Raw genomic sequence first — 13,009 nt, 5'->3', positions numbered from 1 at the left:
AAGCGGTGGCGAATGACAAGCAGCGAATGGGAGGGCCGGCTTCCTTGGGTTTTCGTGACAAGGATTCGGTGGTGGCAAGGCGCGGATCCCGTGCATGATTGCAGGGACCGATGAAGGAAGACGAGCGGATCAAGCTGCCCGGCGGGCGATGGCTGGGCTACGCGGACTACGGCGATCCCGCAGGCCATCCGGTGCTGTATTTCCACGGCTGGCCAAGCAGCCGCTACCAGGCGGCGTATCTGGATGGGAAAGCCCGCGACCGCCGCCTGCGCATCCTGGCACCGGACCGGCCGGGCATCGGCCTGTCCGATCCGCTGCCGGGCCGGCGTTTCGGCGATTGGCCGCAGGACGTGGCGGACTTCGCGGACGCGCTCGGGCTCGGCCGCTTCGAGCTGCTCGGGATTTCCGGCGGCGGGCCCTACACGCTGGCCACCTGCGCCAAGCTCGGCGGGCGGGTGGAAAAGGCGGCCATGATCTGCGGCGCGCCGCCGCTGGCGAAAAAGGAGGACCGCGCCCACATGCACTGGGCCTACCGCAGCCTGGCCGGAATGAAGTCCGCCCGCCGCCACGCGCTGCCAGCCATCATCCCGCTGAGCCGCTGGATGATCGGCCGGGGTGCGCACAAGGCTCCGATGTCATGGATGCTGAAAAGCGTGCCGCCGGTCGATCGCGAGGCGCTCTTCACCGGCAGCGGCTGGGACATGGTGACGCGCAGCTATCTGGAAGCCATCCGCCACGGCCGCGATGGCATGCTGGCGGATGGCGAACTTTATCTGGAGCCCTGGGACTTCCAACCGGAGGCCATCCGGGTGCCGATGCGGATCTGGCATGGAATGGCCGACGCCAACCTGCCCTGCGAGGTGGCGAAAAAGCTCGCCGCCCGCATTCCCACCGCCGAAGGGCACTGGATCGAGGGCGAGGGGCACTACTCCATCGCCCTGCGCTACGCCGCGGCCGCGCTCGACTGGCTGGCGGGCGGCGACGGATCGGCCGCGGCCCGGAAACAAGCTTCGACAATCCCCTAAGGGGCCGGCCGGTCCGGGCGTTAGGGGGACCATCATGAGCATCCACGCCCAGCAAACCCCCGAGGCCCTCGCCCGGCTGAAGCGCCAGCAGCGCACCGCCAGCCTGACATCGATCGTGATCGCGCTGCTGGTGATCGTCCTGATCGGGCTGGTGCTGGCCCTGCTGGTGCTCGCCCCGCTGATCCGTGTGAACCCGGTGATCGTCACCTACGCCGGTCCCGCCACCCAGCCGGAGGAGAAGATGGAGATGAAAACGAAGATCACCCAGCTCAAGCCGCAGGCGCCTCCGTCCTCGTCCCACGCCGCCCGCGTGATCACCGCCGCGGTCACCTCGCCGACGGCCATTCCCACCGTGGATGTGGAGATCCAGGAGCCGACCGTCGAGTTCGGCAGCGGCGATGATTTCGGCGACGGGCTTTTCGACTCCGGCGGGTCCGGCGGCGGCATGGGCGGCGGCAGCACCGGCTTCGGCAGCACGCTCAAGATCTCCGGCGCGTTGACCGGGGCGCTCTACGACTTCAAGCAGGACCGGCGCGGCAATGATTTCCCCGCGGAGGAAAGCGACCCGTCCCGGTTCTCGGAGATCGTCGATGCCATCCAGCGCCGGAATTTCTCCCGCGGCGTGCTGGCGAGGTACTACAAGGCTCCGCTCGAACTTTCGCTCACCAACCTCGCCATTCCCCAGCAACCGGCCTCCGAGGGCCCGCGGTATTTCGGCGCCGAGCAGTACATGGAGCCGCGGATGTGGATGGCGCACTACTCCGGAGACGTGGTCGCGCTGGAGCCCGGGACCTACCGCTTCGTCGGCATGGCGGACGACATCGAGTCGGTGTTCATCGATGGCGACCCGACGCTGGTCGGCCACCGCCCGGACATGGGCGACGAGGTGCTGAGCCAGTGGAAGGTCACCGAGGAGTCCGGGAAATGGCCCGCGCCCTACGGCGGCATCCCGCTGGTGGTGGGCGACTGGGTGACCTTCAAGGAGGGCCAGAAGCGCCACATGGACCTGGCGATCGGCGAGCGGCCGGGCGGCTACCTGCATTTCGTGCTGATGGTGCAGAAGAAGGGCGAGAAATACCGCACCGGCGCCGGCGGCCGGCCGATCCTGCCGCTTTTCACCACCTCGTTCTTCAATGAAGAGGACGCCAAGGCCATCCGGAAGCGCTTCGGATCGTACGAGTTCGAGTGGGAAAAAGTGCCCGTCTTTCCCGCCCAGTAGCCCGCGAGGCGGGGGCCGGGCGAAACATCACCCCCGCGGCGAACGTTTCCTCGGCCCATGTCTGGAAAACACGTCTTCATCACCGAGGCGGAGGCTCTCAAAGAGGACTTCAAGGGCCGCACGAACTACTGGCTGTGCCGCCCCGGGATCGCCGACAGCGAGGCCCTGCAGATCTGCCGCGCCGTGCTGCCGGGCGGCGAGGGGCATGATTTCCACACCCATCCCGAGCTGGAGGAGGTGATCTACGTGCTGGAGGGCGAGGTGGAGCAGTGGGTGGAAAAGGAGCGCCGCCTGCTCACCGCCGGGCAGGTGGCGGTAATTCCCGCCGGCGTCGTCCACGCCACCTTCAATCCCGGCGAGGCCGATGCCATGATCCTGGCCATCCTTTCCCCGGGCGCCAGCGAGGGCCCCTTCGCCGTCGATGTCAGCGGCGAGGAGCCGTGGAAAAGCCTGCGCGGCTGAGCGTCACTTCTCCAGAAAGCCGACCAGCGCCTTGGCATACTGCGGAAACGCCTCGACCTGCGGCACGTGCCCGATTCCCGGCAGCGCGACGTAGGTCGAGTTCGGGATCGCGTTGGCCGTTTTCTGGCCCAAGCGATCGTAGAGCCCCATCTTCTCCGCCGTCTTCGCGTCGGCGCGGTTCTTGCCGATCGCGGTGCGGTCGCGCTCGCCGATGATCAGCAGCGTCGGCACCGTGATGTCCGGGAACTCATAGAGCACCGGCTGGGTGAAGATCATGTCGGCGGTGATCGCCGAGATCCTCGCCATGTGCTCCTTGTCGGCGCCCTTCGTCCAGCCGGCCTGGATGGCCAGCAGGTCGTTCCAGGCCTCGTCCCACTTGCCGTCGAAGTAGGCCTGGCTCATGTAGCTTTTCACCGCCTCCGGGTCCTTCTTCATTTCGGCCGCCACCGCTTCCTCGATCGGCTGGTAGGGCACCATGCGCTTCCAGTCCTCGAGGCCGATCGGGTTGGCCAGCACCAGCTTCTCGCAGCGCTCGGGAAACATCAGCACGAAGCGCGTGGCGACCATGCCCCCCATCGAGTGCCCCACCACCGACACGCCCGGGATCTGCAGCTCGTCGAGCAGTCCCTTGGTGTCCGTGCACAGCTCCTGGAAGCTATACTGGAACGCCAGCGGCTTGCTCGATTTCCCGAAACCGATCTGGTCCGGGATGATCACCCGGAAGCCTTCCTTGGCCAGCAGGTTGGCCGTCTTTTCCCAGTAGGCACCGGAGAAGTTCTTCCCGTGCAGCAGCAGCACCGCTTTGCCATTCGGGCTCTCCGGCTTCACGTCCATGTAGGCCATTTCGAGGTCCTGCCCCTGCGACGCGAAGGCGTGCATCTGCACCTCGAAGGGGTAGTCGTAGTTCGTCAGCCGCTGATCGAGGGCGGGAAAATCCTGGGCCACCGCGGTGACCGCCAGGCAGGCGGAGAGGAGGAGCGTCGCTTTCATGAATCCCGCAACATGCCGCGGCCACCCCGCCCCGCAACCTGCGGAGCGGCGATTGCGAGATCGGCCACGCCTCACCCTCCCGGCCGGCTTCCCCCCAAAAAGACAGGCCGTCCGGGCATTCCCGGACGGCCTTTTGCGAAAAGCAAGGAGCGGAGCCCTCAGCCGGCGAAGCGCTCGGCGACGACGTCCCAGTTCACCACGTTCCAGAACGCGGAAATGTAGTCGGGGCGGCGGTTCTGGTAGTTGAGATAATAGGCGTGCTCCCAGACGTCGAGGCCGAGCAGCGGCTTGCCGGAGCAGCCGGCCACGGACTCGCCCATGCAGGGGCTGTCCTGATTGGCGGTGGAGCAGACGGCCAGGCTGCCGTCGTCCTTTTTCACCAGCCATGCCCAGCCGGAGCCGAAGCGGGTCGCACCGGCGTTGGCGAACTCCTCCTTGAACTTGTCGAAGGAGCCGAAAGCCTTGTCGATGGCCGCGGCGAGGTCGCCCGACGGGGCGGAGGCACCGCCGGGGGCGATCATTTTCCAGAAAATCGAGTGGTTGGCGTGGCCGCCGCCGTTGTTGCGGACCGCGGTGCGCTTGGCCTCCGGGACGACCGAAAGATCGCCGATCAGTTCACAGATGCTCTTGTCCTCGAGGCCGGTGCCTTCGAGCGCGTCGTTGAGCTTCGAGACATAGGCGGCATGGTGCTTGGAGTGGTGGATCTCCATCGTCTTCGCGTCGATGTGCGGTTCGAGCGCGTCGTAGGGGTAGCCGAGTTCCGGGAGGGAATGTGACATGGTGGAATGTTTGGTTAGGTTTGCGTCGGGCGGCACGGACGGGTAGTCCGGGGAGCCGCGCGACCGACGGCACGATGGCCCGGTCCGCCCGGTCCGCAAGGAACAATCATGCTCGCCGCCCTGCCACCCGCCCTCGACCCCCACCTGCCGTGGATCCTCTGCGGCGCCGCCGGCCTGCTGCTCGGCTGGTTGATCACCTTCCTGGCGGTGCGCCCTCGCCGCTTCCGCCTGGAGGAGCAGGTGAAATCCGAGCACCGCCGCGGATCGGAGCTGGAGGTCCGGCTCGCGCAGGCCGCGGCCGAGATCAGCGAGCTGGAAAAGGAATCCCGCCCGCTGCGCACCCAGCTGGCCGAAATCCGCACCCGCCTCGAGGCGGAAACCAAGGCCGCCGCCGAAAAGCAGGCCCTGCTCGAACGGGCCGAAGCCCGCCTCTCGCAAACCTTCAAGGCGCTCTCCGCCGATGCGCTGAAGGCCACCACCGACCAGTTCTTTTCCCTCGCCAAGCAATCGCTCCGCGCCCAGCAGGATGAGGCGAAAAGCGAACTCGAGAAGCGCCGCACCGCCATCGAGCACATGATCAAGCCGGTCACCGAGTCGCTCGGCAAGTTCGAGACCCGCGTCGGCGACATCGAGAAAGCCCGCGAGGGCGCCTACGCCGAACTCAAGACCCAGGTCGCCTCGATGGCCGAAGCCCAGCTCGGGCTGCAGCGCGAGACCGCCCAGCTGGTCAAGGCGCTGCGCCAGCCGACCGGCCGCGGCCAGTGGGGGGAAATGCAGCTCCGCCGCGTGGTCGAGATGGCCGGCATGCAGGAGCACTGCGATTTCCAAACCCAGAACTCGACCACCACCGACGAGGGCAAGCGGCTGCGGCCCGACCTCATCGTCCACCTGCCCGGCGGCAAGACGATCGTCGTCGATGCCAAGACGCCGATGGATGCCTACCTCGACGCCATGGAGTCGCGCGACGACCGCGACCGCGAGGACGCGCTCGCCCGCCACGCGCGGCAGGTCCGCACGCACATCAGCCAGCTGTCGTCGAAGAACTACACCGCGCAGTTCGACGACGCGCCTGAGTTCACCGTGCTGTTCCTGCCGAGCGAGTCGTTTTTTTCCGCCGCGCTGGCGACCGATCCCGGCCTGATCGAACGCGGCGTGGAGCACAGCGTCATCCTCGCCACGCCGACCACGCTCATCGCGCTGCTGCGGGCGGTGGCCTACGGCTGGCGGCAAGTCGCGTTGTCGGAAAACGCCAAGGAGATCTGGAAGCTCGGCCAGGTCCTGCACGAACGGCTCGGCACGTTGGCCGGGCACTTCAGCAAGCTCGGCAAGTCGCTCGACAGCGCCGTCGGCCACTTCAACTCGGCCGTGGGTTCGTATGAAGCCCGCGTTCTGACCACCGCGCGCAAGTTCGAGGACCTGCAAGCCGCGCCTGAGGGTCAGGCCCTGCCCGACCTGATGCCCGTGGAAAAATCGGCCCGCCTGCCCGCCAGCGGCTTCGCGGACGAGCAGGCACCGGTCGGCCGGCCCGCCCACACCGCCGCCGCCAGCGACCTGCGAGCAGCGTTGGACGAGTAAGGGGGGGGCGGCGGGCATCGACCGCCGGGCAGGGCTCTTGCAGCGCGCCCGCTGGGAAACTTGCTCCGCGTCCCATGCAGCCGCATGGGGGCGGCGGGCATCGACCGCCGGGCAGGGCTCTTGCAGCGCGCCCGCTGGGAAACTTGCTCCGCGTCCATGCAGCCGCATGGGGGCGGCGGGCATCGACCGCCGGACAGGGCTCTTGCAGCGCGCCCGCTGGGAAACTTGCTCCGCGTCCTCCGAAGCCATCGCTTCCCAACACACCAACCGGCTCCCACCACGCCTCCGTCTGGCCACCCTGCCCGGCGGTCAATGCCCGCCGCCCCTTCCCGAAGCCATCGCTTCCCCACACACCAAGCGGCTCCCACCACCCCTCCGTCTGGCCACCCTGCCCGGCGGTCGATGCCCGCCGCCCCCTTCCCGAAGCCATCGCTTCCCAACACACCAAGCGGCTCCCACCACGCCTCCGTCTGGCCACCCTGCCCGGCGGTCAGTGCCCGCCGCCCCCCTTCCCGAAGCCATCGCTTCCCAACACACCAAGCGGCTCCCACCACGCCTCCGTCTGGCCACCCTGCCCGGCGGTCGATGCCCGCCGCCCCCCTTCCCCATTCGAACTTCGACGGAACTTTATAGAATCCCCTGCCGCGCCGATCGGTGCTAGCATGCCGCCATGAAATGGGTCTGGCTGCTTCTCGCCTCACTGCTCGTAACCGCCTCGCCGCTGGCTGCGGCCGAGGAGGATCGCGGCACGCCGGGCGTCGCCCTGGCACAGGGAGTCACCGAGATCACCGGCGTGGCCATTTCACCGCTGCTCGGAGTGTCGGTGGTGGGCAGCTGGACCTACCTCCATACGCCGCAGGAACAGCGCACCGACCTCCCCTGGTACGCCCAGCCGTGGGCGTGGTGTACGGGATACGCCGTACTTTTGCTATGCTTCCTCAAGGACTCGCTGGGCGCCACCGCGCCCGGGATCCTGAAGAAGCCCTTCGACCTCGCCGAGCTGCTTGAGAACAAGGCCAGCGCCCTCGTCGCCAGCGCCGCCTTCGTGCCCTTGGTGGCCCGGGAAATGGCCCGCGCCACCGGTCCGGTCGAGGCACCCGCGGCGATCCTCGGGATGCCCTTCATGGCCATGATCGATGCCTCCTGGATCACCGTGCCGCTGGCCCTGATGGCCTTCGGACTGATCTGGATCTGCAGCCACTCGATCAATGTCCTCATCATCCTCTCGCCCTTCTCCAGCGTCGATGCGCTGCTCAAGCTCGCCCGCACCGCGATGCTCGCCACGGTGGCCATCGCCTACGCCATCGCCCCCTGGCTCGGCGCGGCGGTCTGCGGGGTGATCCTGCTGGCGGCCATCTGGTATGCCCCGGCGGCGATGCGGCTCACGATCTTCGGCACCCGGCTGGCCTTCGATGTCGTCTTCGGAGCGCGGGGTCGGGCGCGGGCCGATATTTCCCGGCCGCATGCCTTTCTTCTGCGGAAAACGGAGGGCCTGCCGAGCCGCATCGGGGGCCGGCTGGCGAAAAACGCCGAAGGCGGCATCGAGTTTCGCTACCGCCGCGGGTGCCTCGGCCCCGAGCGCTCGGTGCTGCTTCCGCCCGGCCGCCTCGAGCTGGCGAAGGGCCTGCTGATGCCGGTGCTGCTGACCATTGATGGCGAGGACGAATCGCGCACGCTGCTGCTGCTCCCGCGCTACCGGGGCAGGGAGGCCGAGGTGAGCGAGGCGCTGGGTTTCCACGCCGTGCGCGACCACGCCTGGAAGCGCGGCTGGGCGGCGGTGAAGCTGTGGTGGCGGGAAACGGCCGGGCGTCGAATCGAGAGCTGAAAGGAACGGCGCGCCTTCGGCTGCCGGAGGTGGGGCGGGATTTTTCTCCGCGGTTCGATTGTTCCAACGCTCTCGGGATCGTTCGCGCCTGGATTCACAGGCGGGCTTTCAGGGATCGGCGGCCCTAGGCACGCCGCTCCTTACCGCCGGCCGCCGGGGCCGCGGTCGTGGTCGAGCACGAAACGCTTGCCGCGAAGGTTCATGCGGCCGGCCATCTCGATGAGCTGGTCGGCATACTCGGCGGCCACGTCGATGCGGCTGTGCTTGTCAAAGAGCTTCACGTGACCGATCGCGCCCTGCGGCAGGTTGGCCTCGTTGTAAAACATCCCGATCAGGTCACCGACGCGGATGCCGCTGCGTTTTCCGAGCGAACAGAACAGCGGCACCATGTCGGCATCGCCTGCGAGGTCCGCCGGCCGCTCGCGGCGTGGCCGTGGCTCCCGCGGCTCGCGTTTCCCCCGGCGCTGGCCGGGCTCCTCGCGGTCCTCCTGGATCTCGCTGAACTCGCGCCCACCCTCCTCGCGCAGCATCGCGAACAGCGCGCTGGCCACCTCGGTGGGCGTGAAGCCCTGCTCGAGCAAGCGGTCGAACTGGCCCTCGAAGGACGGGAAATCCGCAGCCGCCAGGCGGTCCTTGAGCTGCTCGAACAGGCGGTCGGCCAAGCGGCCTTCGACGACCTCCTGCGACGGCACGCGCTCGCGGCGGATCGGGTGGCGGGTGTAGCGCTCGATCATTTCCAGCCGGTGCAGTTCACGGCCGAAGACGAACGACACCGCGCGTCCGCTGCGCCCGGCACGACCGGTGCGGCCGATGCGGTGGACGTAGTCCTCGGGATCCTGCGGCAGGTCGTAGTTGATGACGATGTCGATCTCATCAATGTCCAGCCCGCGGGCGGCGACGTCGGTGGCCACGAGCACCTCGACCACGCCGTCGCGGAAGCGCTTGAGCACCCGCTCGCGCATCTGCTGGGTGATGTCGCCGTGCAAACGGTCGACCGCGTAGCCGCGCGCCAGCAGCGCCTCGGTGCACTCGTCGACCGTGCGCTTGGTGTTGCAGAAGATGATGGAAAGCCGGGCCGGCTCGATGTCGAGCAGCCGCGAGACGACCTCGACCTTCGAGCGTTGCCGCACTTCATACGCGCACTGGTCGATGGTCGAGACGGTCTTCGCCTTCTGCTCGATCTGCACCGTCTCCGGCTCGCGGCCGAAGCGATCGATGAGCGCGCGCACCTGGCGATTCATGGTGGCGGAAAAGAACAGCGTCTGCCGGTCCTCCGGCATGTCCGCGAGCAGTGTCTCCATGTCCTCGCGGAAACCCATGTCGAGCATGCGGTCGGCCTCGTCGAGCGTGACGGTGCGGATGCCGGCGGTGTCGAGCGAGCCGCGGCGCAGGTGGTCGAGCACCCGGCCGGGCGTGCCGACGACGACGTGGGCACCCTGCCGCAGCGCGCGGAACTGGCGATCGATCGGCGCGCCGCCGTAGACCGGCACCGCGCGCAGGCCCTTCATTTCCGCCCCCAGGCGGTGGACTTCCTCGCAGACCTGATGGGCCAGCTCGCGGGTCGGGCAGAGCACGATCGCCTGCGGGCGCAGCTCGTCGAGGTCGATGCGGGCGAGCACCGGCAGCGTGAAGGCGGCGGTCTTGCCGGAGCCGGTCTGCGACAGGCCGACGAGGTCGCGCCCTTCGAGGGCGGGCGGGATCGAGAGGGCCTGGATCGGCGACGGGCGTTCGAAACCGAGGGCTTCGACGGCGGCGAGGAGCGGGGCGGGCAGTCCCAGCTCGGAGAAGGGAGGCGTTTCCATGACGGGAAAAAAGATCGCCGCGTGGGACAAACGAGCAGGGCCCGCGGCGAAGGCGGACCCTGGGCGTTTCGCCGCTGGCGGTGCAAGCAGCGAATTTGAAAATGATGGTGGATTTACCAGTCCAAGCGCTGCTCCGGCGGGATGCCGTGCCGGCGGGATTCCTCCAGCGAACACGCCACGTAGAGCGTGCCTTCGAGCGGAAAGACGTCCTCTTGGGCGATGCTGTAGGTACCCCCGCCGGGGCAAGGGCGCGTGCCCATCATCATGTCGTACAGATCGTCGGTCACGTAGCCCTTGTCGAGGAGGTGCTTGGCGATCGATTGCGTCCCGTTCTGCGCCATGGGCAGGGTTCCGGGCGAATAGCAGTACATGTTCTGGTAGGAACGGACCCCTTTCTGGATGGTCGAAAGGTTGAGGATGCAGGTGGCACGGTCGGTGCCACGAATCCAGGCGCGGGCGCCGATCATCAGGATGGAGATCAGCGACATCAGGACTAAGATGACGACGGTCAACTCGAGGAGCGTCATTCCTCGGGGCGAGTTGTTCCGCCGTTTGGGGAGAACGGCAGCAGTCATTACGGGGGAGTGGGGTGTAAGGGGGAAGCTCTCGGGAAAGAGTGCTGAAAATGCTGCAGGCAGGGTAACAGCGAAACCCGGGGCGAGGATCACGCGATCGCGTAGCGCGCGGCCCGCGGCGCCAGCCCGCCGAAGACGAGCGCGGCGGACTCGAACAGCTCGCGGCCCGCGGGGGTGAGCTGGAAGGGCCGGTGCTGGAACAGCCGCAAGCCGAGCTCCTTTTCCAGCTGGGCGATCTGACCGCTGGCTGCCGTAGGGCATCAGGCACTCCCTGCCAAGCCCGCGGGGCCGGCCTCATTCCCTTGCCACGTCCCGCGCGCCCGCCATGCTGACCCGCGTGTCACCGGAGAGCCGCCAGGATTTCGCCTTCGCCTTTTTGAGCATCCTGTTCGAGGGTGCGCCCTTCATTCTGCTCGGCACGCTGATCAGCGGATTCATCGATGTCTACCTCCCGGCCAACACCATGGACCGGCTGCTGCCGCGGCGGAAAATCCCCGCCATCCTGGTGGCCGGGCTGCTCGGCGCCATCCTGCCGGTCTGCGAGTGCGCGGTGGTGCCGGTGATCCGCCGGCTGGTGAAAAAAGGCCTGCCGGTCTCCTGCGCGCTGACCTACATGCTGGCCGCCCCGATCGTGAACCCGATCACCGCGCTTTCGACCTGGAAGGCGTTCAAGGGCCCCGTGGTTTCGCTGGGCGAATTCGGCACGGCCTCGGCGAGCACGGTGATGACCGCATCGCGCCTCGGGCTCGGGTTTCTGATCGCGGTGGCGGTCGGGATCCTCGTCTCCCGCCTGCCGCTGCGGGCCATCCTGCGGCCGCGGCTGATCGAGTCGCTGGAAAAGGACGACTCCTCCGACGACGCTCACGACCACGGCTGCCGCGGGCACGATCATGGCCACGACCACGAGTGCTGCGCTGGCCATCGTCACCATGAAGAGGACTCCGACGGCAAGCTGGTGGCCGCGTTGCGCTCGGCGATGCGCGATTTCACCGACGTGGGCGTTTATTTCACCGTCGGCGTGGTGATCACCGCCCTCTTCAACACCGGCATCGCGCCCGGAGCGGAGTGGCTCGACCGCGTCGCGGGCAACCCCGCCGGCGCCCCGGCCGCGCTGATGGTGCTGGCCTTCGTGCTGAGCCTCTGCAGCACTTCGGATGCCTTCATCGCCGCCACCCTGCACAGGTTCTCGTGGGGCGCGAAGCTGGCTTTCCTGACCTTCGGTCCAATGATGGACGTGAAGCTGATCTTCCTCTACCAGACGGTCATGAAGCGGCGCTTCATTCTCGGCCTGGCGGTCGGGCTGTTCGTGGCCATCGGGCTGGCGGCGATCGCCTGGCAAGCCGGCATTTCCGCCCTCAATCCCCCGCTCGAACAGCCATGAGCGCGATCCTCAACCGCGTCCTTCAGTCGCTCGCTCTCATTCTCTGGGGCGGCACGCTGGTGGCCTTCCATGCCAGCGGGCGGATGGTGAAATACCTGGCGCCGGACTTTCGGACGCTGGCCCTGGGCGGCGGGCTGGGACTGATCGTGCTGGGTCTGTTCTGCCTGCTGACCGCGCGCCGGAAGGCCGATTGCGGCCACGATCACGGCCCGGGCGACGCGCATGACCACGAGTCGCTGGACATCCATCCGCTCGGCGCCTTCCTGATCATGGTGGCGCCGGTGGCCCTGGCGGTGGTCTGGACCACCGACGGCTATTCGGTGGCCGCGCTGACGCGCAAGGGCCTCGACGATTCGCCGCAGGAGTCGGGGCTTTTCCTGGCCTCGACGCTGCCGCCGCTGACCAAGGAGATCATCGAGTCCCAGCACCCGCCGGACAAGAACGGCTACCGTGAGTTTCCGCTGCTGGACCTCTACTTTTCCAGCGGGGACCCGGAAATGATCGGCCTGGTCGAGGGCATGCAGGTCGTCACCGATGGCCGGGTGGTCGATGATCCCGATCCGCACGCGCCGGCCGCCCAGCGCCGGCTTTACCGCCTGTTCATCACCTGCTGCGCGGCGGACAGCCGGCCGATCGCGATCATCGTACGCTTCGAGGAGCCGGCGCCGGAGTTCGAGGAAAACGAGTGGGTGCGTTTGTCGGGAACGATCACCTTCCCCGACGAGGGCGAGGGCCGCCAGGCGGTGTTGGACGTGGATTTCCCCGAGATCGTTCCCGCTCCGCCGGAAGAATCGTTCATGCGCGGGTATTGAAACGGGGGCGGCGGGCAGCGACCGCCGGGCGGGGGGGGTTGCAGCGCGGCTTTGAGGAGAGAGGCTCCGCGTCTCTAGTAGCCGCATCGGGGCGGCGGGCATCGACCGCCGGGCGGGGGGGTTGCAGCGCGGCTTTGAGGAGAGAGGCTCCGCGTCCCCTGCAGCCGCATCGGGGCGGCGGGCATCGACCGCCGGGCGGGGGTTCTGCAGCGTGGCTTTGAAGAGAGAGGCTCCGCGTCCCTTGCAGCCGCATCGGGGCGGCGGGCATCGACCGCCGGGCAGGGGGGTTGCAGCGCGGCTTTGAGGAGAGAGGCTCCGCGTCCCTTGCAGCCGCATCGGGGCGGCGGGCATCGACCGCCGGGCGGGGGTTTTGCAGCGCGGCTTTGAGGAGAGAGGCTCCGCGTCCCTTGCAGCCGTGGGTTTCTTGGGCTCCAAGGGGATTTGCCCATGCCTGACGATGCTCGCCCTGCCCGGCGGTCGATGCCCGCCGCCCCTCTTCCGGGCCATCGCTTTTCTGGACTCCAAGCGGCTCGGTCCATTCCTGACCGTGGCCGCCCTGCCCGG

Annotated in this window: 11 protein-coding genes and 1 pseudogene; 7 read left to right on the top strand and 5 right to left on the bottom strand. The window is 68.0% G+C overall.

Annotation, left to right across the window (positions count from 1 at the left end):
- Window positions 1-110: 110 nt before the first annotated feature.
- The 3 genes from ABXH26_RS09570 to ABXH26_RS09560 are packed head-to-tail and all read left to right on the top strand — an operon-like array spanning window position 111 to window position 2,706.
- Window positions 111-1,025, top strand: coding sequence for an alpha/beta fold hydrolase (locus tag ABXH26_RS09570; protein ID WP_353566835.1), 915 nt, complete (start codon window positions 111-113; stop codon window positions 1,023-1,025).
- Window positions 1,026-1,059: 34 nt separating this feature from the next.
- A complete protein-coding gene (locus ABXH26_RS09565; protein WP_353566834.1) occupies window positions 1,060-2,244 on the top strand; it encodes a hypothetical protein in 1,185 nt (394 codons plus the stop codon).
- Between the two features lie 57 nt (window positions 2,245-2,301).
- Complete coding sequence (locus tag ABXH26_RS09560; RefSeq protein WP_353566833.1) at window positions 2,302-2,706, top strand: cupin domain-containing protein; 405 nt, start codon at window positions 2,302-2,304, stop codon at window positions 2,704-2,706.
- 3 nt (window positions 2,707-2,709) lie between these two features.
- Here ABXH26_RS09560 and ABXH26_RS09555 read toward each other — a convergent pair whose 3' ends face one another.
- A complete protein-coding gene (locus ABXH26_RS09555) occupies window positions 2,710-3,696 on the bottom strand; it encodes an alpha/beta fold hydrolase (protein WP_353566832.1) in 987 nt (328 codons plus the stop codon).
- A 158-nt stretch (window positions 3,697-3,854) separates the two neighbouring features.
- Window positions 3,855-4,475: a superoxide dismutase gene (locus ABXH26_RS09550; RefSeq protein WP_353566831.1), complete on the bottom strand. Its 621-nt coding sequence runs from the start codon at window positions 4,473-4,475 to the stop codon at window positions 3,855-3,857.
- Window positions 4,476-4,583: 108 nt separating this feature from the next.
- Here ABXH26_RS09550 and ABXH26_RS09545 point away from each other — a divergent pair, with 108 nt between their 5' ends.
- Together ABXH26_RS09545 and ABXH26_RS09540 are read left to right on the top strand one after the other, a co-directional pair.
- Window positions 4,584-6,050, top strand: coding sequence for a DNA recombination protein RmuC (locus tag ABXH26_RS09545; RefSeq protein WP_353566830.1), 1,467 nt, complete (start codon window positions 4,584-4,586; stop codon window positions 6,048-6,050).
- Window positions 6,051-6,720: 670 nt separating this feature from the next.
- Window positions 6,721-7,875: a hypothetical protein gene (locus tag ABXH26_RS09540; RefSeq protein ID WP_353566829.1), complete on the top strand. Its 1,155-nt coding sequence runs from the start codon at window positions 6,721-6,723 to the stop codon at window positions 7,873-7,875.
- A 140-nt stretch (window positions 7,876-8,015) separates the two neighbouring features.
- On the opposite strand, the gene ABXH26_RS09535 is transcribed toward ABXH26_RS09540, so the two are convergent.
- The 3 genes and pseudogenes from ABXH26_RS09535 to ABXH26_RS09525 all read right to left on the bottom strand — a co-directional run.
- Entirely contained in the window at window positions 8,016-9,677 is a 1,662-nt protein-coding gene (locus tag ABXH26_RS09535) for a DEAD/DEAH box helicase (protein WP_353566828.1), read from the bottom strand.
- Window positions 9,678-9,790: 113 nt separating this feature from the next.
- A complete protein-coding gene (locus tag ABXH26_RS09530; RefSeq protein WP_353566827.1) occupies window positions 9,791-10,204 on the bottom strand; it encodes a type II secretion system protein in 414 nt (137 codons plus the stop codon).
- 137 nt (window positions 10,205-10,341) lie between these two features.
- Window positions 10,342-10,494, bottom strand: a pseudogene (locus ABXH26_RS09525) (LysR family transcriptional regulator); the annotation flags it as partial.
- A gap of 83 nt (window positions 10,495-10,577) precedes the next feature.
- On the opposite strand from ABXH26_RS09525, the gene ABXH26_RS09520 reads away from it, so the two are divergent.
- Both ABXH26_RS09520 and ABXH26_RS09515 read left to right on the top strand, forming a co-directional pair.
- Window positions 10,578-11,633: a permease gene (locus ABXH26_RS09520; RefSeq protein ID WP_353566826.1), complete on the top strand. Its 1,056-nt coding sequence runs from the start codon at window positions 10,578-10,580 to the stop codon at window positions 11,631-11,633.
- Complete coding sequence (locus ABXH26_RS09515; RefSeq protein ID WP_353566825.1) at window positions 11,630-12,445, top strand: TIGR03943 family putative permease subunit; 816 nt, start codon at window positions 11,630-11,632, stop codon at window positions 12,443-12,445. The genes ABXH26_RS09520 and ABXH26_RS09515 overlap by 4 nt, the downstream gene beginning before the upstream one ends.
- Window positions 12,446-13,009 lie beyond the last annotated feature (564 nt).

Source organism: Haloferula sargassicola (assembly GCF_040362925.1).
GTDB lineage: Bacteria > Verrucomicrobiota > Verrucomicrobiia > Verrucomicrobiales > Akkermansiaceae > Haloferula > Haloferula sargassicola.
The sequence above is the reverse complement of the archived record's forward strand: the minus strand, read 5'-3'. Positions and strand labels throughout refer to the sequence as shown.

What these genes read in the sequence shown, in the direction of transcription:
- ABXH26_RS09570 (WP_353566835.1), top strand. Translation starts at nt 111, where the DNA reads ATGAAGGAAGACGAGCGGATCAAGCTGCCCGGCGGGCGATGGCTGGGC.
- ABXH26_RS09565 (WP_353566834.1), top strand. Translation starts at nt 1,060, where the DNA reads ATGAGCATCCACGCCCAGCAAACCCCCGAGGCCCTCGCCCGGCTGAAG.
- ABXH26_RS09560 (WP_353566833.1), top strand. Translation starts at nt 2,302, where the DNA reads ATGTCTGGAAAACACGTCTTCATCACCGAGGCGGAGGCTCTCAAAGAG.
- ABXH26_RS09555 (WP_353566832.1), bottom strand. Translation starts at nt 3,696, where the DNA reads ATGAAAGCGACGCTCCTCCTCTCCGCCTGCCTGGCGGTCACCGCGGTG.
- ABXH26_RS09550 (WP_353566831.1), bottom strand. Translation starts at nt 4,475, where the DNA reads ATGTCACATTCCCTCCCGGAACTCGGCTACCCCTACGACGCGCTCGAA.
- ABXH26_RS09545 (WP_353566830.1), top strand. Translation starts at nt 4,584, where the DNA reads ATGCTCGCCGCCCTGCCACCCGCCCTCGACCCCCACCTGCCGTGGATC.
- ABXH26_RS09540 (WP_353566829.1), top strand. Translation starts at nt 6,721, where the DNA reads ATGAAATGGGTCTGGCTGCTTCTCGCCTCACTGCTCGTAACCGCCTCG.
- ABXH26_RS09535 (WP_353566828.1), bottom strand. Translation starts at nt 9,677, where the DNA reads ATGGAAACGCCTCCCTTCTCCGAGCTGGGACTGCCCGCCCCGCTCCTC.
- ABXH26_RS09530 (WP_353566827.1), bottom strand. Translation starts at nt 10,204, where the DNA reads ATGACGCTCCTCGAGTTGACCGTCGTCATCTTAGTCCTGATGTCGCTG.
- ABXH26_RS09520 (WP_353566826.1), top strand. Translation starts at nt 10,578, where the DNA reads ATGCTGACCCGCGTGTCACCGGAGAGCCGCCAGGATTTCGCCTTCGCC.
- ABXH26_RS09515 (WP_353566825.1), top strand. Translation starts at nt 11,630, where the DNA reads ATGAGCGCGATCCTCAACCGCGTCCTTCAGTCGCTCGCTCTCATTCTC.